Source organism: Thioalkalivibrio sp. AKL7 (assembly GCF_000381705.1).
Classification (GTDB): Bacteria; Pseudomonadota; Gammaproteobacteria; order Ectothiorhodospirales; family Ectothiorhodospiraceae; genus Thioalkalivibrio; species Thioalkalivibrio versutus.
This window is the reverse complement of record NZ_KB906947.1, coordinates 617,191-639,354: the sequence shown is the minus strand read 5'-3', so window position 1 is coordinate 639,354 and position 22,164 is coordinate 617,191. Positions and strand designations below refer to the sequence as shown.

The following is a 22,164-nucleotide window of genomic DNA, read 5'->3' as shown; positions in this document are numbered from 1 at the left end:
GAGACGATTTACCGCAGCCTTTTCATTCAGGCTCGCGGCGTACTCAAGAAAGAACTGCTGAAGCACCTGCGTTCGCGACGGATGATGCGCCGCTCACGCCTTGCGAGCACGGAAGGACAGCCTCGCGGCCAGATCATTGATGCAATCTCGATCCGAGAGCGCCCGGCGGAAGTGGAAGATCGTGCGATACCGGGCCACTGGGAGGGAGACCTGATCTCCGGGGCGAAGAACAGCCACATCGCCACGCTTGTCGAGCGCCACTCCCGCTTTACGATGCTGGTGAAGGTCCAAGGCAAGGATGCGGCGAGTGTCGCGAGCGCGCTCAGCCGCGAGGTCCGCAGACTCCCGCGCGAGATGTGGCGCTCCCTGACTTGGGATCGCGGCAGCGAGATGGCCAGCCATAAGGCCTTCACCGCCGACACGGATGTGAAGGTCTACTTCTGTGACCCGCAGAGTCCTTGGCAGCGCGGCACCAACGAGAATACCAACCGCCTGCTGCGCCAGTACTTCCCCAAGGGTACGGAACTGGCAGGCTTCTCACAGACCGACCTGGATGAAGTCGCCCTCCGCTTGAATCGGCGACCGCGGAAAACCTTGGGCTTCATCTCCCCGGCGGATAAACTCATGGCCACTGTTGCGTCGACCGGTTGAACGCACCGACGCTTTTTTTAGCAGCTCCTTGTCCTCCTTCAACCGCCGGTTCTCCTCCTCGAGCTGGCGGATCCGTTGCTGTTCCGCCGTCAGCGGCCGACCCTCGCCCGGCTGCCCCGTGCGCTCCGCCTTGAGTTGATCGACCCAGCGGCGAACGGCCGTCTCGCCTAGATCCTGATCCCGGCATACGACCGAGACCTCCAGACCGTCATCGACCACCATCCGGGCCACGCGCTCCTTGTATTCGCTTGAAAAACTTCGGCGCTTACGTGCCATGGTTGTTCTCCTCGTCCAGGGGGTATCGTCCCACCTAACGAGGTGTCCACGGAAATTAGACCAGCTCACTTGGGCTGCACGAGACGCATCGTTTCCTGCGTCGTGCCAGTTCCTTGATGGGATTCGCTGCGCTCATCCCATCCTACGACTACGGGAGGGCAGCGGTGCGCGTCATCCCGGAAACCGCGTAGTGGTTATCCGGGATCTCGGCGGCTGGGGTTGTCCCGACGGGGGAGATCCCGGCTCCTCGCTTCGCTCCGGCCGGGATGACAGTGCAGGGGCCGGGGAGGGTGACATTCCCAAAACGCCCGGATTCAAGCGACCTGCGACGGGCCATTTACGTCCCCGGATGATCCCCGTGACTGGCTGACTCGCGTCGCTAATCAGGCGATTTTTCTACCCTGGATCTGCTCCATCTCCTCTGTGCCCTTCGTGTGCTTCGTAGTGGATAAAAGGGGGCGCGAAGAATGCTAGCTGGCGTTAAGGGTGATCAGGAATTCGAGCAGGGCCTTCTGGGCGTGCAGGCGGTTTTCGGCCTCGTCCCAGACGACGCTTTGCGGGCCTTCCAGGACATCCGTGGAGACCTCTTCCTCGCGGTGGGCCGGCAGGCAGTGCATGAACAGGGCGTCGTCGTTGGCGAGCCGCATCAGGTCGGCATCGACGAAGAAGCCGGAGAAGGCCCGGCGCCGCGCGCTCTTTTCCTGCTCCTGGCCCATGCTCGCCCAGACATCGGTGACGACCAGATCCGCACCCTCGGCCGCGGCACGGGCGTCGCGCGTCAGCTCGAAGTGTTCCTGCGTGGTCTCGACCACGCTGGGCTCCGGGTCGTAGCCTTCCGGACAGGCGGCGACCAGCTGGAAATCCAGCTGGCGGGCGGCGTACATGTAGCTGTGGCACATGTTGTTGCCGTCGCCGATCCAGGCCACGCGCTTGCCGCGGATGTCGCCGCGGTGCTCGACGTAGGTCTGCAGGTCGGCGAGCAGCTGCGCCGGGTGCTCCAGATCGGTCAGGCCGTTGATCACCGGGACCGAGGAGTGCTTGGCGAACAGTTCGATCTTCTCGTGCTCGTAGGTGCGGATCATCACGCAGTCGACCATGCGCGAGAGTACGCGGGCGGTGTCTTCGATCGGCTCGCCGCGGCCCAGCTGGGTGTCGCGCGGGGACAGGAACAGGGCGTTGCCGCCCAGCTGCTGCATGCCCACCTCGAACGACACCCGGGTGCGGGTGGAGGACTTCTCGAAGATCATGCCCAGGGTCTTGCCGCGCAGCAGGTCGTCGTGGTGTCCGCCCGACTTCAGCTGCTGCTTGAGCTCGATCGCCCGTTGCAGCAGGGCACGGGTTTCATCCCCGGAGAGATCGAGGAACGAGAGGTAATGGCGAGGGTTCATGCAGAGACCTCCTTGGGGACAGAGGATGACAGGAAGGCATCCACCAGGTCGGCTACGGTGGCGGCGATCTGTTCCACCTGCTCATCGTCGATGATGAGCGGCGGCAGCAGGCGGATCACGCGGTCCGCCGTCACGTTCAGGATCAGGCCGCGTTCCAGGGCGGCCATCACCAGCTCGCCCGCCGGGCGGTCCAGCTCGACGCCGATCATCAGGCCGCGGCCGCGCACGGCGACCACGCCCGGGTGGTCGCTCAGGCGGTCGCGCAGGCGACCCAGAAGGAATTCGCCCTGGCGCGCGGCCTGTTCGCACAGGGCCTCGTCCTGCATCACGTCGAGCACGGCCAGCGCCGCCCGGCACACCAGCGGGTTGCCGCCGAAGGTGGTGCCATGCATGCCGGGACTGAACAGCTCGCGCGCCGCACCGGCGACCAGATTGGCGCCAATGGGGATGCCGTTGCCGAGACCCTTGGCCAGGCTGACCACGTCCGGCGTGATGCCCTCGTGCTGGAAGGCGAACCAGTATCCGGTGCGTCCGATGCCCGCCTGGATCTCGTCCAGCATCAGCAGCCAGTCCTTGCGGTCGGCCAGCTCGCGCAGGCGCCGCAGGTAGCCAGGGGGCGGGACATGGATCCCGCCTTCGCCGGTGACCGGCTCGACCAGGATGGCGACCACGTCGGGGTCTTCGGCCAGGGCCTCTACCGCATCGAAGTCGCCATGCGGGACATGCACGAAGCCCGAGACCAGCGGTTCGAACCCGGCCCGCACCTTGGGGTTTCCGGTGGCGGACAGCGTGGCCAGGGTGCGGCCGTGGAAGCTGCCCTCCATCACCACGATCTTGGGCTCGGCGATGCCCCTGGCGCGGCCGTGCAGGCGGGCGAGCTTGATCGCCGCTTCGTTGGCCTCGGCTCCGGAGTTGCAGAAGAACGCGCGGTCCATGCCGGCCAGCTTGCATAGACGCCGGGCCAGCTGTTCCTGCAGCGGGATGCGGTACAGGTTGGAGGTATGCACCAGCGTGCCGGCCTGGTCGCAGATGGCCTGGGCCACCTTGGGGTGGGCATGTCCGAGACCGCACACGGCAATGCCGGACAGGGCATCCAGATAGCGCTTGCCGTCGGTGTCCCACAGCCAGGCGCCTTCGCCGCGTTCAAAGGCGACGGGCAGGCGCTTGTAGGTGTTCTGCAGGGCGTCGTTCATTGGGTTCTCCGAAACCAAAGAGCCGGCGGAGGACCGCCGGCTCGATGAAAGGCGCAGCCGCATCATGCGGCCAAAGGCGCCTAGTATATAAACCCTTTGGGGTTTACTTCATCTGCTGGGCAGCAAAGTCCCAGTTGACCACGGCCCAGAAGTTCTCGAGGTACTTCGGGCGCGCGTTGCGGTAGTCGATGTAGTAGGCGTGTTCCCAGACATCGCAGGTCAGCAGCGGGGTCTTGCCGTCGCGCAGCGGATTGGCGGCGTTGGAGGTGTTCACGATCTCCACCGAGCCGTCATCATTCTGCACCAGCCAGGTCCAGCCGGAGCCGAAGTTGCCGACCGCGGATTCGTTGAACTTCTCCTTGAAGGCGTCGAACGAACCGAAGGCGCTGTTGATGGCATCGGCCAGCTTGCCGGAGGGCTCGCCGCCGGCGTTCGGGGCCATGCAGTTGAAGTAGAAGGTGTGGTTCCAGACCTGGGCGCCGTTGTTGAAGATGCCACCGGCCGGGGCCTTCCGGATGATGTCTTCCAGCGAGGCATTTTCGAACTCGGAACCCGGCAACAGGCCGTTCAGCTTGGTCACGTAGGTCGCGTGGTGCTTGTCGTGATGGTATTCCAGCGTCTCGGCGGAGATGTGCGGTTCCAGCGCGTTCTTGGCGTAGGGCAGATCGGGCAGTTCGTAGGCCATGAAAGACTCCTTGTACGGTGTCGTGAGAAACTGAGGCGGCGGCGCACCCGAACCGGGAGCGCTGCTTAACAGGACAACGATAGTCACGTTGCCCGGGCGATGCAATTCCCGATGATGCCGGTTGGTTTTCATCCCGGCGGATTTCCCACAAGACGAGGCGCATGGCGGATACCGACGAGACGGGGCAGGAAGGCGAAGCGGCGGTGGCGAAGCGCTCGACGGTGGACTGGCGCGCCCGGATCGGCCTGATGCTGGGCCCGGCGATCTTTGTGCTGTTCCTGCTGGTGCCGGCGCCGACGGGGTTCGATCCGGCCGCTTGGTGGGTGCTGGGGCTGACGCTGTTCATGGCGACCTGGTGGATCAGCGAGGCGTTGCCGCTGCCGGTCACGGCGCTGCTGCCGATCGCGATCCTCCCGGTCCTCGACATCACCTCGATGGAGAACGCGACCGCGCCCTACGCGAACCCGATCATCTTCCTGTTCATGGGCGGCTTTGCGATCGCCTTGGCGGTGCAGCGCTGGGATTTGCACCGGCGCATGGCGCTGGCGATCGTGGCCCGTTCCGGGAATCGTCTGCACGCCCTGGTCGGGGCCTTCATGCTGGCCACGGCCGGGTTGTCCATGTGGGTCAGCAATACCGCGACCGCGGCGCTGATGCTGCCGATCGCCCTGTCGGTGCTGGGCCTGATTGAACGTCGTGCATCGCCACAGGGGCCGGGGGCGAGTGCGGAGTCGCGGCGCCCGGCCCTGGCGTTGTTGCTGGGGATCGCCTTTGCCGCAAACATCGGGGGCATGGCGACCATTATCGGCTCGCCGCCGAACGCCCTGACCGCGGCCTATCTCGGGGATCGCCACGGGATGGAGATCGGGTTTCTGGAGTGGATGACCTTGGGCCTGCCGCTGGCGGCGATCCTCCTGGCCCTCGCGTGGTGGCTGCTGACGCGCTGGGTGTTCCCGGTGCACCGGGTCGAACTGACCGGCCTGCGCGCCCTGCTGGACGAGCAGCGCGCCACGGTCGGGCGCTGGTCGACCGCAGAGAAGCGGGTGGCGGCGGTGTTCGTGCTGGTCGCGCTCGCCTGGCTGACACGGCCGCTGCTGGAGGGCTGGTTGCCCATCTCGCTGACCGATGCCGGCATTGCGATCCTGGGCGCCGGCTTGTTGTTCCTGATCCCCTCGGGTTCCATGGAACAGCGCAGGTTGTTGGCCTGGGATAACACCCGCGAGCTGCCCTGGGGCGTGCTGCTGCTGGTCGGAGGCGGCCTGAGCCTGGGGGCGGCCATCGAGTCCAGTGGTCTGGCGGAGCTGGCGGCCGATGCCCTGGTGATCGCGCAGACCTGGCCGCTGATCCTGATCATGGCCGGGGTGGTGTTGCTGACCATGACGCTGAGCCACGTAACCAGCAATACGGCCACGGCCGCGACGCTGCTACCCCTGGTCACCGCGTTTGCGCTGAGCATGGACGTGCCGGTACTGATGCTGGCACTACCCGTCGCCTTTGCCGCTTCCGTGGCCTTCATGCTGCCAGTGGCGACCCCGCCGAATGCCATCGTGTTCGCCAGCAACCGCCTGCAGGTGCTGGACATGGTGCGGGGCGGGGCACTGCTTTCCGTGGTGGCGCTGGTGCTGATCAGCCTGGCCGTCTACGTCTTCGCCGAGGCCCTGCTGTTGTAGCCGCTGCGCGGATTCGTTCTGTGATTGCCGTGTCCCCGACGTTCTTGTGGGGATGAAAAGCCTTCCATGCTCAAGTTCTAGGATTCGCCGCCGCTAGGGAGGACGAACGGCCCATTATTTTGCGAGCTGGCGCTGACCGGCAGACCGAAGGACGCACAGACATGTTCAACAATATTCGAATTGGCGTACGGCTCATGGTGGGCATCATCGGCGTGGTGGTCCTCGCCGTGGTGCTGACCCTGGTCGTGGTGATGAATGCCCTGGGTACGATGGCGGACAGGGCGGAGCAGCGGGAGCTGAACGACTTGGCTGGCCAGTTGCTGGATCGGCTGGACCAGGAGTCGGCGCGCGCGACCGCGATGGCGGAGACCGTGGCCCGCATCCCGGATGTGCAGGAGGCCATGGCTAATGGGGATCGCGATCGGTTGGCCGCACTGACGGTGCCGAGCTTCGAGTCCCTGAGCGCCGATTACGGCGTGCGCCAGTATCAGTTCCACACGCCGCCGGCGACCTCCTTCCTGCGCGTGCATCGCCCGGATCGTTATGGCGATGACCTGTCCGGTTTTCGCCAGACGGTCGTCGACACCAACGACCGCCGCGCCCCGATCTCGGGCCTGGAAGAGGGCGTGGCCGGCCTGGGTATCCGCGGCGTGGTCCCCATCGCTCACAACGGAGAGCACGTGGGTTCGGTGGAGTTCGGGCTGTCCTTCGGCGACCCCTTCTTCGAGCAGTTCACCGAGGAGCTGGGTGCACCGGTCGCGCTCTACCTGCGCGATGAGGGTCGGTTCAACCGCTTTGGCGGGACCATCGAAGGCGAAGCGACTTTCAATGCGGCCGAGATGCGCGAAGTGCTCCAGGGCGAGCGCCTGGTGCGCAACGTGACCTACCAGGGCGAGCCGATGGCGGTGATCGCCCGGCCGGTGCGCGATTTCTCCGGCGATGCGGTGGGTGTGCTGGAACTGATGGTGGACCGCAGCGCCTACGTGACCATGACCCGCAACGCCACCGGCACGGTGGTCATGGTCGGCGTGATTGCGGTGGTTCTGGGCGTGCTGCTGGCCTGGTTCCTGACCCGCAGCATCGTGCGCCCGCTGTGCCAGACGGTGGAGCGTCTGGACGACATCGCCAGTGGCGAGGGTGACCTGACGCGCCAGCTGGAGGTGTCCGGCCGGAACGAGCTGGGCGATCTGGCGGTGGTGTTCAACCGCTTTGTCGAGAAGATTCGCGTGTTGATCCAGCAAGTGGCGGCGGGTTCCGATCAGGTCGCTGCCGCGTCCAACGAGCTGTCCGCGACCAGCGAGGAGACCAACGAGCAGGTGCGCCGCCAGAAGGCGGAGACCGACCAGGTCGCTACCGCGATGAACGAGATGACCGCCACCGTGCAGGAAGTCGCCCGCAATGCCGCGGATGCGGCGGCGGCCGCCCAGGCCACGGACCAGGACGCCGTGGCCGGTCAGCAGGTGGTGCAGAAGACGGTCACCGCGATCAACGGCCTGTCCAGGCAGGTCGACAATGCGGCCGAGGTGGTCACCCGCCTGTCGCAGGATGCCGAGCAGATCAACAAGGTCCTGGAGGTCATCGGGGACATCGCCGATCAGACCAACCTGCTGGCGCTGAATGCCGCGATCGAGGCGGCCCGCGCTGGCGAGCAGGGCCGCGGCTTCGCCGTGGTGGCCGACGAGGTGCGCACCCTGGCCAGCCGGACGCAGGACTCGACGCACGAGATCCAGCAGATGATCGAGCGGGTCCAGAGCGGTACGCGCGAGGCGGTGCAGGCGATGGAAGATGGGCGTTCCAAGGCCCACGAGAGTGTCGAGCAGGTGAACCTCGCCGGCGAATCACTGAACGCGATTACCCAGTCGGTGACCCGCATCAGCGACATGAACACGCAGATCGCCAGCGCCGCCGAGGAGCAGTCCACCGTGGCCGAGGAGATCAACCGCAACGTGGCCAACATCACCGAGGTGCTTGACCAGACCGCGGCGGGCTCCGAGCAGATCCGCAATGCCTCGGAGGAGCTGTCCAAGCTCGCCTCCCAGCAGCAGGAGCGTGTGGGTCAGTTCAAGGTCTGATACTCGACCGGATGGTGTCGAGCCCGCCTCCCTGTTCGGGGAGCGCGGGCTTTTTTATGCGTGTGGGGAAAAGGGCAGACGAAGAAGCCAGGTCAAGGGCGATCCTGATTAGCAACGAGCGTCAGCCAGGCTCAAGGCCCGTGCGGGCCCGGGTCTCCGGGCGCCTCCTACATCGTCATCCCGGAAACCGCGCAGCGGTTATCCGGGACCTCCATGGTATGAGTGACCCGTACGTTGGGGCTAGAACGGCGTGTGGAGATCCCGGCTCTGCGCTGCGCTACGGCCGGGATGACGGGGAGGGGGCACTACGACTGGGATCACAATCAGGGTGAGCTCCGCCCGGGATGACAGGGCAGGGGTAAGCGCCCCGGGAGGGTGACACTCCCAGGAAGGCCTGGATCAAAGTGGCCCGGGGCGGGCCATGCACGTCCCCAAATGGGCCCCGCCACTGGCTGACGTTCGTTCCTAATCAGGAGGGCGATTGGACCACGGAGGACGCAGAGCACTGGGGGAAGGGCTGGGGAGGAAAAGGTCGGATGATGGCCGTACGACGTCAGACGACACTCCGGTCGTGATCTTTCGACACTGTCCTTGCCGTGCTCTGTGACCTCTGTGACCTCTGTGGTTCAGGCCTTTTGCCCGTCTTCGTGCCTTGGTGGCCTTCGTGGTGAATAAAGGCCCTTACTGAGCGGGAAAGAGGCGTTCGCCGTTTTCGAAGGCAATGGCGCGGGCGACGTTGTCGGGCAGCTGGTCGAGCCAGGCGCGGGTCTCGTCTTTCAGGTGGGTGTACTGTTCCCAGCGCGTGGTGGTGAACGTGTCCACGCCGATCATGAAGCGATCCGGATGGGTGAGGAACAGCTCGAACCAGTCGTCGTCGATCTGGCCACCGGGGTTAATGCGCGGGTTGCGCATGGACAGGTCCATGTTCATGCGCGGGTGGCGCTCGAGGTAGTCCTGCACCAGGGGCGGGTAGGCGTAGCTGCCGGCGTGGGCCCAGAGGATGCGGACCTCGGGGTGGGTGGCGTAGGCATGATCGATCACGGCCGGGTCGCCGTGGATCATGATGGTCAGATCGCGGGCGACGGCCAGGTCCAGCAACTGTTCGAAGCCGGGTCCGAAGCGGTCGTCTGCCAGGATGTGAAACTCGCCCAGCCCGCGCCAGGCCACGTCGGATTCGTCCAGCATGTCGGCAATGCGGGCGCCCAGGTCCTCGACGTGCATCCAGTCCATCTTCTTGCCCAGGCGGTGGGAGACTTCCAGAAACGGCACGATGCGGGTGTCCGAGCCCGCTTGCAGGCGACGAATCAAGCCGCCTTCGGTCGACATGACGATGGCGCTGCGCACGTCATTGGAGGCCAGGGTGCGGCCCACGTCGCTGATGCCAAAGGTTTCGGCCACCGCCGGGCGATAGTGCAGGTGGGCATCGAAGATCGGCGGCTCGGCGCTGGCGACCGTGAAGGGCAGGGCCAGCCCGAGCGTGGCGCCGAGCAGGGAACGGTGGAGGCGATGGTGCATGGACAGACCCTTCGGAAGCCAATTCGACATCAGGAACGCGGCGGACTGTTGGGCGCAGGGGTCGGATCGGTCGTCTGTGCCGGATCGAAGCGCTCGCGCAGGTAGCGGATGATGGCATCGGATTCGTACAGCCAGCGCACCGAGCCGTCTTCTTCCTCGATTCGCAGGCAGGGCACCTGCAGGCGGCCGCCCTCGTTCTGCAGTTCCTCGCGCCAGGGACCGGTGGCCTGGGCGTTGCGCAGTTCGATATCCAGCGACAGGCGCTGCATCGCGCGGCGGGCCTTGATGCAGAACGGGCACGCCGGGAAGTGATACAGGGCAAGGCGTTGCGTCTGTTCGTCGATTCGGGCTTGGTCGGCCGGGTCCCGTTCGATGCCGCGTGGGCGCGAGACGCGCTCACCGATCAGCATGAACGGGGTCAGAATCAGGCGGACGCCACGGAAGAAGGTGCGAATCAGGAATCTCATGGCGAAAGGATGCCACAGGAGCCCGACACCGTTACAGCATCTCGAGCGATGGAGGCGTTAGTTTCGCCCTCAAACCCAAGAGCGCTCCTGATTAGCAACGATCGTCAGCCAGTGGCGGGACCCATTTGGGGACGTGCATGGCCCACCCGGGGCCACTTTGATCCAGGCCTTCCTGGGAGTGTCACCCTCCCGGGGCGCTTACCCCTTCCCCGTCATCCCGGCCGTAGCGCAGCGGAGAGCCGGGATCTCCAGACGCCGTTCTAGCCCCAACGTACGGGTCACTCATACCGTGGAGATCCCGGATAACCGCTGCGCGCTTTCCGGGATGACGATGTAGGAGGCGCCTGGAGACCCGGGCCCGCACGGGCCTTGAGCCTGGCGGACGCTCGTTGCTAATCAGGAGAGCGCTTTTTGCACGCAGCGCATGAAGGCACGAAGAAGGTCAAGGGCGGTCTTACCACGGCGTATTAAAGAGGGCGCGGCGTGGAGTGGGGCAAGAGTGAGCAGAAAAGGGTATTGGCGCACCGATCCGTGCTGCTCAGCCCGCATCAAAGCTCCGATGCCGTTAACCATCCTGCCGTTGTCGGTGTCCGGCCGTGACCTCCATGGTTACAGGCTCTCGACCGTCTTTGCGTCTTCGTGGTGGGTATCTTTGTGAATCGGCAAGCTCAGGGGGTGCCGAAGTCGAACTCCCAAGGGTCTTCCGGGGGCGCATCGAGTAGCGACGGGCGCAGGCGGATCACTTCGAAGCCCAGTTCGCGATAGTCATCGAGGCGGTCTGGGGCGCGGTCGGCGACCTCGACGAAGTCGGCAAATGCCTCCGCGTCCAGGCCGCGCCAGCCGGCAAAGGTGCCGCAGACTGCCACGTTCACACCTTCGTCGCGGACCAGGGCCTCCACCTCGTCGTGCAGGCTGGGGTGCTGCGTCGCCTCGCGGCGCGTTAGGGTGAATTGTTCCGCACCGTGGGAGACGACGGCCACCGGGTAGTCGGGGTCGCGTTCGCGCAGGCGGGCGACACTGGCCCGAATCTCGGGAAGAAGCGCGGATAGCGCTGCGCGGTCGTTCTCGATGATCTCGAAGACCACGCCTTCAGGGAGCTTGTCGCGTTCCAGGAGCTCGAGGACGGCCGCGGAGGGTTCTCCCGGGGCCAGCGGGTCAGAGGAGGTCACGGGGCCCGCGTGCAGGCGGGGCATGGCCAGCATGGCAATGAGGCCGCCCACGAACAGCCAGGCGGGAAGCGGAAATGGGCGAGGGCGTGAGCGGGTAATCCACATGGCCCCATTCAAGCGGGGATCGCCGGACGACGCAAACACCCGCGCACGGGGGCAGCAGAATTGGGGCTCCCGCGCGTGGGCAGAGTCGAGTCGCCGGGGTCAGTGGCGGTCCCCGGTGGCCTGCTCGGCCATTTGCTCGTAGCTGGTGTGGCGCACGTCCTTGCCCTTGACGAAATAGACGACGTATTCGCAGATGTTGCGCGCGCGGTCGCCGATACGTTCCAGGGAGCGGGTGGCCCAGACGATGTCCATCAGGCGCGGGACGGAGTCCGGGGCGGCGGTCATCTGCCGCATCAGTTTGTGGGTGACGGTCTCGTACAGGCTGTCGATCTGGATATCGAGCTGGGCGACGCGCACGGCCTGTTCCACGTCCATACGGGCGAAGGCATCCAGGGCCCCGCGGGTCATCTCGCGGACATGTTCGCCCATGCTGGCGATATCCGACATCGGGGCGCTGTTGCGGTCCTCGTCCAGCAGGTGCAGGCCCATGCGGCCGACCCGCTCGGCCTCGTCGCCCATGCGTTCCAGGTCGGTGATGGTCTTGATGACCGCGATCACCAGCCGCAGGTCGGAGGCGGTCGGCTGGCGTCGGGCGAGGATGTGGGTGCACTCCTCGTCGATCTCGACCTCCTTGGCGTTGACCTCGTAGTCGGAGGTCATGACCTTCTCGGCGAGTTCGGCATCGCCCTCGACCATCGCGTGGACGGCATCGGCGAGCTGCTGCTCGACCAGGCCGCCCATGGCCATCACCTGCTTGATGATGTCTTCCAGCTCGGCGTTGAACTGCTGCGAGATGTGTTGCTTGAAGAAGCTCTTGTCCATGGTGTTTTCCTAGGGAGACACTGATGAATGTACGCGTCCGCGCTCGAGTCGGTTTTGCCCGCTGACAAGGCGCGGTGACTGCCGTGCAGTGACTCTGCACAAGGGAGCCGCAACGCTGGCAGCGGGCAAAAGCGGCCGAGCCCCGACCTCTAAGTGAGGACATACGGGGTTGTTGCCCCATTTCCAGAGTGTTGGTACTGGCAAGGGCCTTGTCGGCCTGTTTGTAGCGCTTGCTCTCGCACAAAATGGGGCACCAACGCGGAGGTGTAGATTCATCCGTGTCTCCCTAGCCGAAGCGGCCGGTGATGTAGTCCTCGGTCTGCTTCTTGGCAGGCGAGGTGAACAGGGTGTCGGTATCCGCGTATTCGATCAGCTCGCCCATGTACATGAAGGCGGTGTAGTCGGATACGCGCGCGGCCTGCTGCATGTTGTGGGTGACGATGACCAGCGTGTAGTCCTTCTTCAGCTCGATCATCAACTCCTCGATCTTCAGCGTGGCCAGCGGATCCAGCGCCGAGCAGGGCTCGTCCAGCAGCAGGACTTCGGGATCGATCGCGATGGCGCGGGCGATGACCAGGCGCTGCTGCTGGCCACCGGACAGGCCGAAGGCGTTCTCGTGCAGACGGTCTTTCACCTCATCCCACAGCGCGGCGCGCTTGAGCGACTTCTCCACCACCTCGTCCAGCTTGCGGCGATTCTTCACGCCCTGCAGGCGCAGGCCGTAGGCCACGTTCTCGTAGATCGACTTGGGGAACGGGTTCGGCTTCTGGAACACCATGCCCACTCGGCGGCGCAACTCGGGGACATCCACGGACTTGTCGTTGATGTCCGCGCCGTCCAGGCGGATGGTGCCCTCGATGCGTACGGAATCGATCAGGTCGTTCATGCGGTTGAAACAGCGCAGGAACGTTGACTTGCCGCAACCGGAAGGCCCGATGAATGCCGTGATGCGGTTCTTCGGGATGCGGATGTCGATGCCCTTGAGCGCCTGGTCCTCGCCGTAGAAAAGTTTTAGGCCCTCCGCGGTCAGGCAGATGTCCTCTCGGTCGAGGCTGAGGCCGCGCGGGGCCTGGTTATTCTGGGCCACGTTGAGGGCGTGGGTCTGGGTGTCACTCATTTCGGGTACTCCATGGGGAATGGGGTTCGACGCATCCCGGCACCGCGAGGGTACGGAAAAGCACCGTCATCGCGAGGCGCGCAGCGCCGTGGCGATCGCCGTGGGTGGCCCGGGCGCTGGGCCCGCCGGACCTCCGGGGTTGCGTCGGGAGATAACTCGCTGCGCTCGCCCTTCGGGCCGGCCTGCGGCCGTTCAAGGCGCTTCGCGCTTTTGTGCCGCGGCCCCTGCGGGGCCTCGCAATGACGGTGCATATGAAGGACGTTATGCATGTCGTATCTCAGTCACTGTCGGCGCGGTACTTCTCGCGCAGGTAGTTGCGGATCGAGATGGCGGTCAGGTTGAGCACGATGATCAGCATCACCAGGATCAGGGCGGTCGCGTAGACCAGCGGCCGGCCGGCCTCGACGTTCGGGCTCTGAAAGCCGACGTCGTAGATGTGGAAGCCCAGGTGCATGAAGGCGCGATCCAGGTGCAGGTACGGGAAGTTGCCGTCCACCGGCAGGCTGGGGGCCAGCTTGACCACCCCGACCAGCATCAGCGGGGCCACTTCGCCGGCCGCGCGCGCGACGGCCAGGATCAGCCCGGTCATCATCGCCGGCGCCGAAAGCGGCACGATCAGGCGCCACAGGGTCTCGGCCTTGGTCGCGCCCAGGGCCAGCGAGCCGTGGCGGATGCTGGCGCCGATGCGGGTCAGGCCTTCCTCGGTGGAGACGATTACCACCGGCAGGGTCAACAGCGCGAGCGTGAGCGAGGCCCAGATGATCGCCGGCGAGCCGAAGGTGGGCGAGGGCAGGGCGTCGCGGAAGAACATCTGGTCGATGTTGCCGCCGACCAGGTAGACGAAGAACCCGAGGCCGAATACACCGAACACGATGGAGGGGACGCCCGCAAGGTTGTTCACCGAAATGCGGATGATGCGCACCAGCGGGCCCTGCTTTGCGTATTCGCGCAGGTAGATCGCGGCCAGCACGCCGAACGGGGTCACGACGATCGACATGATCAGGACCATCAGTACGGTCCCGAAGATCGCCGGCAGGATGCCGCCTTCGGTGTTGGCCTCGCGCGGATAGCCGGTCATGAACTCCCAGAAGGTGTGCACGTAGTGCCCGAGCTTCTGCGGGATGCTCATGTCGTTCGGCCACCAGGCGTTCACGACATCCGCCAGTGCGATCACGGATTCGGCGCCGTCGGCGGTCTCCATCAGGATGGCGTAGCGGCGCAGTTCGTTGCGCAGCTCGTTACGCTCGTTTTCCAGCTCCGCGTACTGCTCCTCGAGTTCCGCGCGTTCGGCCTGCAGTTCCGCCTCGCGCTCGGCGCGCTCTTCGATCGACAGCTCGGTGGCACGCTCGATACCGCGCAGGGCAATGCGAATCTGCTCGATCTGGAAATTGATCGCGCCGATGTCCACGCGTTCGATGCGTTCGATCTGGCGGACCAGGCCGCGGGTCTCGGGGATAACCGCCTCGAAACGCACGCGCGCCTCGTTGCCGGTGGCCACGGCCGCGTCGTCCACGCGGAACTCGCGAACAAAGCCGTAGAAGTTGCCCCACTGCAGGCGTTCCAGCACCACCGCATCGCGAGGCATCTCGCGCTCGCCCATGAAGTCGTCCAGATACCAGCGGAAGTCTCGCGAGTCGAGGTCACGATTGCCGCGCTTGACCAGGTGCCGTACCACGATTTCCTGGCCTTCGGGCACGTCGAACCCGGCGTCGCGCATGGCCTGGGCGGTCATGGTCTCGGAGCGCTGGAACTCGCCCATGACCTGGGTGGGCTCGCTTTGCTGCGCCGTCTGGTATTCGAACTGGGCCACGTTGGACGGCCAGAAGAACGACAGGCCGTTGACCGCAATCATCAGGATCAGCCCGAAGACCATCACCAGCGAGGTGGCCACCGCGCCCGCATTCAGCCAGATCCAGGGGGTGCCGGATTTGAACCATTTATTCATCGGATCGAGACCTGTCTGGAATGCGTTTTAAAGGGAGGCGTACTTGTTGCGCAGGCGCTGGCGCACGATCTCGGCGACCGTGTTCACGAAGAACGTGAGCGCGAACAGCACCAGTGCGGCGAGGAACAGGATGCGGAAGTGGCTGCCGCCGACCGCGGCCTCGGGCATCTCGACCGCGATGTTGGCGGAGAGCGTGCGCATGCCCTCGAAGATGTTGAAGTTGACCACCGGCGAGTTGCCGGTCGCCATCAGCACGATCATGGTCTCGCCGACGGCGCGGCCGAAGCCGATCATGACCGCCGAGAAGATCCCCGGGCTGGCGGTCAGCAGGACCACGCGCACTACGGTCTGCCAGGGTGTGGCCCCCAGCGCCAGCGAACCCTGGGTCAGGTGCTTGGGCACGTTGAACACGGCATCCTCGGAAATCGAGTAAATGGTAGGGATCACCGCGAAGCCCATGGCGATGCCGATCACGAGGGCGTTGCGCTGGTCGTAGGTGATGCCGTTGTCGGTCAGCCACTGGCGCGCGTCGCCGCCGAACATCCAGATCTCGATCAGGGGGCTCAGCGTCACCGCGAACCAGCCCACCAGCAGGATCACCGGGATCAGGATCGCGGCCTCCCAGCCCGCCGGTATGAATGCGCGGACCTGCTCGGGGAGCACACGGGTCCAGACGAAGGCCATCAGCAGCATGGACAGCGGCAGCAGAATCAGGATGCTCGCGACGGCGGGGAGGTTCGCCTCGATGAACGGGGCCAGCCACAGCCCTGCGAGGAAGCCGAGGATGACCGTGGGCAGCGCCTCCATCAGCTCGATCGACGGCTTGGTGAGCGTGCGCATGCGCGCCGACATGAAGTAGGCGCTGTAGATTGCCCCCATGATCGCCAGCGGGGTGGCGAACAGCATGGCGTAGAAGGCGGCCTTGATGGTGCCGATGGTCAGGGGGATCAGCGAGAACTTGGGTTCGAACTCGTCGGTGGCCGAGGAGGACTGCCAGACGTAGTCGCCACCCGAGCGGCCCTCGTACCAGACCTTCTGCCACAGCACGTGGAAGGAGACCTCCGGATGACGGTTCTCCAGGCGCTGCAGGTGCCAGTTCTCGGCCTCGTCGATGGCGATCAGCAGGCGGTTGCGCGGGTCCACGTACACTCGATGCAGCGCCTGATCGGTAATCTGGCGTTCCACCAGGGTGCGCTGCGAGGTGGGGTAGTGGATCTTGATCTGGCCGGTTTCGTCGGCGGTCAGGAAGCCCTTGCGGATGTATTCGGGCTGGGTGTTGGTGACCGGCCCGGCGTGCGCGGGGAATTCGCGCACGCGGGTGATGCGGTTCACGTTGTCGGCGTCGCGCACCAGCATGTACTGGGTGACCGATCCGTCCGAGCCGCCCACGACGATCGACACCGTGCCCAGGAGGTACTCGAGCGAGGTGACTTCGGCATCGTCTCCGCGAATGACGCGCTTGCTGTCTTCCAGGGTCGCGCTGGCCGGACGACGGATGTCGTAGGAGTGCAGGCGCCCCTGGTCGTCGCCCACGAGCATGATGCGGCCGGTGATGTCGAGGAGGATGCGGGTGGCCGTGCTGCCTTCGGGCAGGGCGGGCATGTCGTAGGCACTGCGGCGCACCTGGGTCTCGCCGGTCATCATCGAGGTGGTCTCCTCGAACTGGACCAGACGGATGTGGCCGTCTTCGGTGGTGGCGGCGACACGAATACCGCTGGACCCGCGCTGGATCCCGACCACGCTGATGGCGGGGCCATCGCCGTCGATATCCAGCAGTGCGGAGTCTTCGTCACCCAGCGGGTAGACCACGCGTGGGTCATATTCGCGGCCCTCGGGGGTGAAGCGTTCGTTGTATTCGTACTCGATGGCGAGGACCTGCCCGTTGTCGAGGCCAAGCGCCACCAGGCGGGTACGCGGCTCGGCCGCGGTGAAACTTGTGACCCGGACGTCATCGGGAATCGGCAAGGTCTGTTCGCGCACGATCTCGCCGGTATTCGGGCGGAAGAACACGGCACGCCGGTCGTCGGTGATGCGCACGGCCATTTCGCGGTGGCGATTCACCGCCAGGTGCACGGTGCGGGTATCGGCGCCGCCGGGGGCGGCGTACTCGGTCAGGGGGTCGAGCTTGGCGCCCTGGAACATCGGCAGGGTTTCGCTCAGCAGGTAGACGAACATGAGGGTGAGGGCGCCGACCACGGCGATACCGAAAAACCCGATCATGTAGCGCGCGGAGCGATCCTTGGTGCGGCGCCAGCGCTGGAAACCGGCGAGACGCGGGGCGATGGTGGCGGTGGACATGAAGTTCCCCTGAGAGCCGCCGCGAAGGGCGTGCAAAACCATTGGATGTCGGGCGTGATGCTACGGTCGCTATGTGACAGGGACGTGACATCCATGTGACGGCTGGTTGACCGGTGGGCGAGGTAGGCCTGCGCACAACACACAAAAAAGGCCGGAACCCTTGGGTCCCGGCCTTTGCACCCATTCCCTGGGCCGGGTACTGCGCCCGGTTTATTCCAGACCGAGGTTCTTGCGCTCGCGCTCGGCGACCGTGGCCGGCAGTGGGATGAAGCCGTCACGCACCACGACCTCCTGGCCTTCCTTCGACAGCACCATTTTCAGGAACTCGGCCGCGCGCGGGGTCAGGCCGTCTTCCGGGTGCTTGTTGACCATCACGTAGAGGAAGCGGGCCAGCGGGTAGTCACCGGAGGCGGCGTTCTCGCCGTTCGGCTCGAAGTAGTTGCCTTCTTTGGTGCCCAGCGGGATGGCGCGCACGCCGGAGGTGGAGTACCCGATGCCGGAGTAGCCGATGCCGTTCAGGGACTCGGAGACGCCCTGAACCACCGAGGCGGAACCCGGCTGTTCGTTGATGGCGTTCTTGAAGTCGCCATCGCACAGGGCGTGCTGGCGGAAGTACCCGTAGGTGCCGGAGACGGCGTTACGGCTGTACAGGGTGATGTCACGGTTGGCCCAGGAGCCTTCCAGTCCGAGCTGACCCCAGCGGGTGATGTCCTCGGCACCGCCACAACGACGGGTGGAGGAGAAGACGGCGTCGACCTGATCGATGCTCATGCCTTCGATCGGGTTGTCGCGGTTCACGAACACGGCGATGGTGTCGATGGCGACCGGCACGGCGGTCATCTCGTAGCCGTGGCGCTGTTCGAACTCGGCATGTTCGCTGTCACGCGGCATGCGCGACATCGGGCCGAAGTCGGCGGTGCCTTCGGTCAGGGCGGGCGGGGCGGTGGAGGTGCCGGCACCCTGGATCTGGACGTTCACGTTCGGGTAGAAGCCCTGGAATTCTTCCGCCCACAGGGTCATGAGGTTGTTCAGGGTGTCGGAACCGATGCTCGACAGGTTGCCGGAGATGCCGGAGACCGTCTCGTAGGCCGGGATGTCGGCATCGACTTCAGCCGCGGCGGTCAGCGGGGCGATGGCGAGGGCTGTGGCCGTGGCCAGCGCGAGGATGCTTCGCTTCAACAACATGGGTGTACTCCCTTGGGCTTGCTTGAGGTTTTCAAGGCCGAGTGGCTCGGTCCTTGATGACGAATTATCGGGAGCGGTGCTTGCAGTTGCGTGACGCGCATGTGACAGCCGCGTGACATCTGGCCCGGTAGGGATGGGGCCGGGTTCGTGGGGGTGATTACTTCGTTGCGCTTGCAATGACGGGTATTGGTATAGGTCATTGCGAGGAGCGAAGCGACGCGGCAATCGGTCCGAAAGGCCCATGGGTTCGGGGCGTTTGCGGACGATTGCCACGGGCCCGGCGGGCCCTCGCAATGACGTTAGTTGGAGGGGCCGGAGGGTGCGGCGCGGCGGATGCGGGTCAGGGGGAACAGGCAGGTGAAGTGGCTGCCGCGGCCGACCTGGCTCTCGATGGCGAGGTGGCCTTCATGGCGGGCGAGGACATGTTTGACGATGGCCAGGCCCAGGCCTGTCCCGCCGCGCGACTGGGTGCGTCCGGCATCCACGCGATAGAAACGTTCGGTCAGGCGCCCGAGGTGATGGCTGGCGATGCCGGGCCCGGTGTCCTCGACGCTCAGGCGTGCGCCGTCGTCGTCGGCGCGCCAGCGCAGGGTGATGGTGGTCCCGCCAGGGGTGTACTTCACGGCATTGAACAGCAGGTTGGCGCAGGCCGAGCGCAGTTCGTCCGGGTTGCCCTGGAACTCCAGTTTGGGGTCGGCGTCCAGCACGATCGCGTGCGCTTCCGTGCCCGAAAGGATGCGCGCCTCGTCCGTCAGCTTCTGGAACAGTGGGAACGGGTTGAACCAGTCCTGCGGGCCGGTGGTTTCGCCGGTCTCCAGGCGTGAGAGCAGCAGCAGGTCGTCCACCAGCAGTTTCATGCGCTCGGACTGTTCGCGCAGCATCTGGACCGAACGCGCGAGCTGAGGCTGGTCCTCCAGTTCGTCTTCCAAGCTCTCGGTGACGCCGTAGAGTACGGTCAGCGGCGTGCGCAGCTCGTGCGAGACGTTGGCGATGAAGTCGCGCCGCATGACCTCCAGGCGGTGCAGGTGGGTGGTGTCCCGGGCCAGCAGCAGGTACTGCGCGTCGCCATAGGGGAGCATGCGCATCTCCAGTTGGCGCTCGCTGTCCAGCGGGGAGGGCACGGTCACCCGCGCGAGGGACTCGCGGGCACGTTCCATGAACGTCAGGAACTCCGGGTGGCGCAGGAGGTGGGTAATGCGCTGGCCCTCGTCACGCGGCCAGTGGAGCCCGAGCAGCTGGCAGGACATGTCGTTCAGCCACTCGATGCGCAGGTCATCGTTCAGGACCACTACCGCGTCGGGCATGGCCTTCGCCGAGTCCCGGTAGCGCTCCAGCAGCTGGCGCAACCGATGCACGCGGTTCTCGTGGCGTCTGCGGCGGCGGTAGAGGTGGTCGAAGATCACGCCCCACAGGCCGCGCACGTCCGGTGGGTCGGCACGGCCGCCCCGGCGCAGCCAGGTCTCCAGCCACAGCAGGTTGGCGATGTTCCAGGCCAGTGCAGCCCCAAGCAGAAACGCCAGGGTGGGCCAGAACTGGCCGGTCGCCCAGCCAAGCGCCAGGAGCGGCAGCGCGATCAGCAGGCTGGTAATGAGGATGTCGGGCCAGGTCTTGCGGGGCTGCACGGGGACCGCCGAAGGTCAGGGAAGTTGCGAGAAACGGTACCCTGAACCACGCACGGTTTGCACCAGGTGGTCATGCCCGGTGTCGGCCAGCGCCTTGCGCAGGCGGCGGATGTGTACATCCACCGTGCGTTCCTCCACATAGACGTTGGTGCCCCAGACCTTGTCCAGCAGCTGTTCGCGGCTGAACACCCGATCCTGATGGGTCATGAAGAAGTGCAGCAAGTTGTACTCGGTCGGGCCCATGCTGATGGCCGCGCCATTGCCGGTGATGCGATGCGAGACGGGGTCCAGACGCAGGCCCTCGATCTCGATCGGTTCCTCGCTGGTGGTGGGCGAGGTGCGGCGCAGCACGGCCTTCATGCGCGCGACCAGCTCGCGCGGCGAGAACGGTTTGGTTACGTAGTCGTCGGCGCCGACATCCAGGCCGCGCACGCGGTCTTCTTCCTCGCCGCGGGCAGTCAGCATGATCAGCGGGATGTCCTTGGTGACGGGGCTGGTCTTGAGCGTACGCGCCCAGTCGATACCGCTGATGTCCGGCAGCATCCAGTCCAGCAGGATCAGATCCGGCGGGTCTTCCAGCAGGAGGGATTTTGCCGAGCGGACATCTCCGGCCTCGCGGACCTCGTAGCCCGCCTTCTGGAACGGCACCTGCAGCATCTCGCGGATCGCTGCATCATCTTCCACCAGCAGAATTCGAGTGGCCATGGCCCCGTCTCGTGATTACCTGGTCGGCATTAGATAACAGGCATGTTACAGGCGTGTGAACGGGAGGTGGTGCGGCGGCGACCAGCCTGTGGCGTGTTCGGGCGGCTCGCGACCGATCGCCGCGACCCTGCGGGCCACGTGATGACGAGCGATGAGTAGCCGCTAAGGGTGGGCGCCGAGTTCGAAGCGTTCGTCGCCGTGCAGGAAGATCATGCCGTCGTGGTGCGGCGAGCGGGCGAGCTGCTGGCGGATGGCCTGTTCGTGGCCGGGCTTGAGATGGGTAATGGCAATGCGCGGGCGGTGCTGCAGTTGTGCCAGGTCCTCGCCCAGGTGCTGCGGGGTGTAGTGCTTGGCCAGATCCGCCATGCCCTCCATCTCGTCTGGGAGGCCGGTCTCGATCATCAGCAGATCGAGGTGGGGCAGGGCGTTCAGCGCGGGCCAGAGCAGGTGCGAGGAGGTCGTGTCGCCGCTGAAGGCGAAGGCGGCGCCGTCGCTGTTGGTGACGCTGTAGCCGACCGCGGGCACGGTATGGCGGGCGGGCAGCACCTGGATCTCGCGATGTTCCACCGCGATGCTGTGACCGGGTTGCAGCGACTCCAGGCGGATCAAGGGCTGATCGGGCCGTGGCAGACGGGTGAAGTCCGGCCAGATCACCCAGTTGAAGACGTGATCGCACAGGGCCTTGAGTGTTGCCGGGAGGCCGTGGACGTGGATGGGCGGGGCATCCGGGCTGTAGACCATGTCCGCCAGCATCGGGAGGAAGGCGATATGGTCCAGGTGCGAGTGGGTCAGGAAGACATGGCGGATGCGCCGCAGCTCCTCCAGGGTCAGATCGCCCACGCCACTGCCCGCGTCGATAAGGATGTCGTCATCGATGAGGATGGATGTGGTACGCCGGCCCGGGCCAATCCCGCCACTGGCGCCAAGGATGCGAACGGACAGACTCATGTCGGACAGTATATCGAGCGAGCAGCGGGCCGTCGTGTGGCCAGACCCGCGAGCCAGAGGCTGGGGTCGGTCGCCCCGGGTCGTTGGAGGTGGGTGACGGACATGCCCTAATGCTAGACCGGGTCCAGGCCCAAGTTCCGTGACGTGCGGCGCGAAAAGGTGATCCCGAGGCACGGCGGGGCGTCTCGCGAATCTTGTGCGGGCGGGGCTTCCCGCCACCCGGTGGAGTTGCTAGAATGCGCGTCCTGTTTGGGGCGGTAGCTCAGCTGGGAGAGCGTCGCGTTCGCAATGCGAAGGTCGGGAGTTCGATCCTCCTCCGCTCCACCAAACA

At 65.6% G+C, this 22,164-nt stretch carries 18 protein-coding genes and 1 tRNA gene; 4 read left to right on the top strand and 15 right to left on the bottom strand.

Going from position 1 to position 22,164, the window contains the following annotated elements; genetic code table 11:
• The coding region (locus G315_RS0102890) for an IS30 family transposase (RefSeq protein ID WP_019611894.1) at positions 1–651 on the top strand (651 nt) is incomplete at its 5' end.
• Here the strand turns inward: G315_RS0102890 and G315_RS13995 are convergent.
• From G315_RS13995 to G315_RS0102875, 4 genes are all read right to left on the bottom strand, one after another.
• Positions 538–927 (bottom strand): transposase, encoded by a 390-nt coding sequence (locus G315_RS13995; RefSeq protein ID WP_081624441.1) that lies wholly within the window; start codon positions 925–927, stop codon positions 538–540. The genes G315_RS0102890 and G315_RS13995 overlap by 114 nt on opposite strands.
• A gap of 470 nt (positions 928–1,397) precedes the next feature.
• The gene (argF, locus tag G315_RS0102885; protein ID WP_018145406.1) at positions 1,398–2,315 is read right to left on the bottom strand and encodes an ornithine carbamoyltransferase; all 918 of its coding nucleotides are present in this window, start codon (positions 2,313–2,315) and stop codon (positions 1,398–1,400) included.
• The gene (locus G315_RS0102880; RefSeq protein ID WP_019611893.1) at positions 2,312–3,508 is read right to left on the bottom strand and encodes an acetylornithine transaminase; all 1,197 of its coding nucleotides are present in this window, start codon (positions 3,506–3,508) and stop codon (positions 2,312–2,314) included. Before G315_RS0102880 ends, argF begins: the two co-directional genes overlap by 4 nt.
• 103 nt (positions 3,509–3,611) lie before the next feature.
• The gene (locus tag G315_RS0102875; RefSeq protein WP_019611892.1) at positions 3,612–4,193 is read right to left on the bottom strand and encodes a superoxide dismutase; all 582 of its coding nucleotides are present in this window, start codon (positions 4,191–4,193) and stop codon (positions 3,612–3,614) included.
• Positions 4,194–4,354: 161 nt separating this feature from the next.
• Here G315_RS0102875 and G315_RS0102870 point away from each other — a divergent pair, with 161 nt between their 5' ends.
• Together G315_RS0102870 and G315_RS0102865 are read left to right on the top strand one after the other, a co-directional pair.
• Positions 4,355–5,863, top strand: coding sequence for a DASS family sodium-coupled anion symporter (locus G315_RS0102870; RefSeq protein ID WP_019611891.1), 1,509 nt, complete (start codon positions 4,355–4,357; stop codon positions 5,861–5,863).
• A 161-nt stretch (positions 5,864–6,024) separates the two neighbouring features.
• On the top strand, positions 6,025–7,935 hold the full coding sequence (locus G315_RS0102865) for a methyl-accepting chemotaxis protein (protein ID WP_019611890.1): 1,911 nt from the start codon (positions 6,025–6,027) through the stop codon (positions 7,933–7,935).
• Positions 7,936–8,616: 681 nt separating this feature from the next.
• Here the strand turns inward: G315_RS0102865 and G315_RS0102860 are convergent.
• From G315_RS0102860 to G315_RS0102810, 11 genes are all read right to left on the bottom strand, one after another.
• A complete protein-coding gene (locus G315_RS0102860) occupies positions 8,617–9,450 on the bottom strand; it encodes an amidohydrolase family protein (RefSeq protein ID WP_018145411.1) in 834 nt (277 codons plus the stop codon).
• 29 nt (positions 9,451–9,479) lie between these two features.
• Positions 9,480–9,917: a glutathione S-transferase N-terminal domain-containing protein gene (locus G315_RS0102855; protein WP_018145412.1), complete on the bottom strand. Its 438-nt coding sequence runs from the start codon at positions 9,915–9,917 to the stop codon at positions 9,480–9,482.
• A gap of 668 nt (positions 9,918–10,585) precedes the next feature.
• Positions 10,586–11,191, bottom strand: a complete 606-nt coding sequence (locus G315_RS0102850; RefSeq protein ID WP_018145413.1) for a DsrE family protein — start codon at positions 11,189–11,191, stop codon at positions 10,586–10,588.
• Between the two features lie 99 nt (positions 11,192–11,290).
• Positions 11,291–12,013, bottom strand: coding sequence for a phosphate signaling complex protein PhoU (gene phoU / locus G315_RS0102845; protein ID WP_018145414.1), 723 nt, complete (start codon positions 12,011–12,013; stop codon positions 11,291–11,293).
• A 286-nt stretch (positions 12,014–12,299) separates the two neighbouring features.
• The gene (gene pstB / locus G315_RS0102840) at positions 12,300–13,130 is read right to left on the bottom strand and encodes a phosphate ABC transporter ATP-binding protein PstB (protein WP_018145415.1); all 831 of its coding nucleotides are present in this window, start codon (positions 13,128–13,130) and stop codon (positions 12,300–12,302) included.
• A gap of 277 nt (positions 13,131–13,407) precedes the next feature.
• Positions 13,408–15,075 (bottom strand): phosphate ABC transporter permease PstA, encoded by a 1,668-nt coding sequence (gene pstA, locus G315_RS0102835; RefSeq protein ID WP_019611889.1) that lies wholly within the window; start codon positions 15,073–15,075, stop codon positions 13,408–13,410.
• A 27-nt stretch (positions 15,076–15,102) separates the two neighbouring features.
• Positions 15,103–17,373 (bottom strand): ABC transporter permease subunit, encoded by a 2,271-nt coding sequence (locus tag G315_RS0102830; RefSeq protein ID WP_019611888.1) that lies wholly within the window; start codon positions 17,371–17,373, stop codon positions 15,103–15,105.
• A gap of 210 nt (positions 17,374–17,583) precedes the next feature.
• The gene (locus G315_RS0102825; protein WP_019611887.1) at positions 17,584–18,558 is read right to left on the bottom strand and encodes a PstS family phosphate ABC transporter substrate-binding protein; all 975 of its coding nucleotides are present in this window, start codon (positions 18,556–18,558) and stop codon (positions 17,584–17,586) included.
• A gap of 299 nt (positions 18,559–18,857) precedes the next feature.
• The gene (gene phoR, locus G315_RS0102820; protein WP_019611886.1) at positions 18,858–20,180 is read right to left on the bottom strand and encodes a phosphate regulon sensor histidine kinase PhoR; all 1,323 of its coding nucleotides are present in this window, start codon (positions 20,178–20,180) and stop codon (positions 18,858–18,860) included.
• A gap of 15 nt (positions 20,181–20,195) precedes the next feature.
• Positions 20,196–20,885 (bottom strand): phosphate regulon transcriptional regulator PhoB, encoded by a 690-nt coding sequence (phoB, locus tag G315_RS0102815; RefSeq protein WP_018145420.1) that lies wholly within the window; start codon positions 20,883–20,885, stop codon positions 20,196–20,198.
• A 162-nt stretch (positions 20,886–21,047) separates the two neighbouring features.
• The gene (locus G315_RS0102810; RefSeq protein WP_018145421.1) at positions 21,048–21,833 is read right to left on the bottom strand and encodes a 3',5'-cyclic-nucleotide phosphodiesterase; all 786 of its coding nucleotides are present in this window, start codon (positions 21,831–21,833) and stop codon (positions 21,048–21,050) included.
• Between the two features lie 251 nt (positions 21,834–22,084).
• Here G315_RS0102810 and G315_RS0102805 point away from each other — a divergent pair.
• Positions 22,085–22,160, top strand: a tRNA-Ala gene (locus tag G315_RS0102805).
• Positions 22,161–22,164 lie beyond the last annotated feature (4 nt).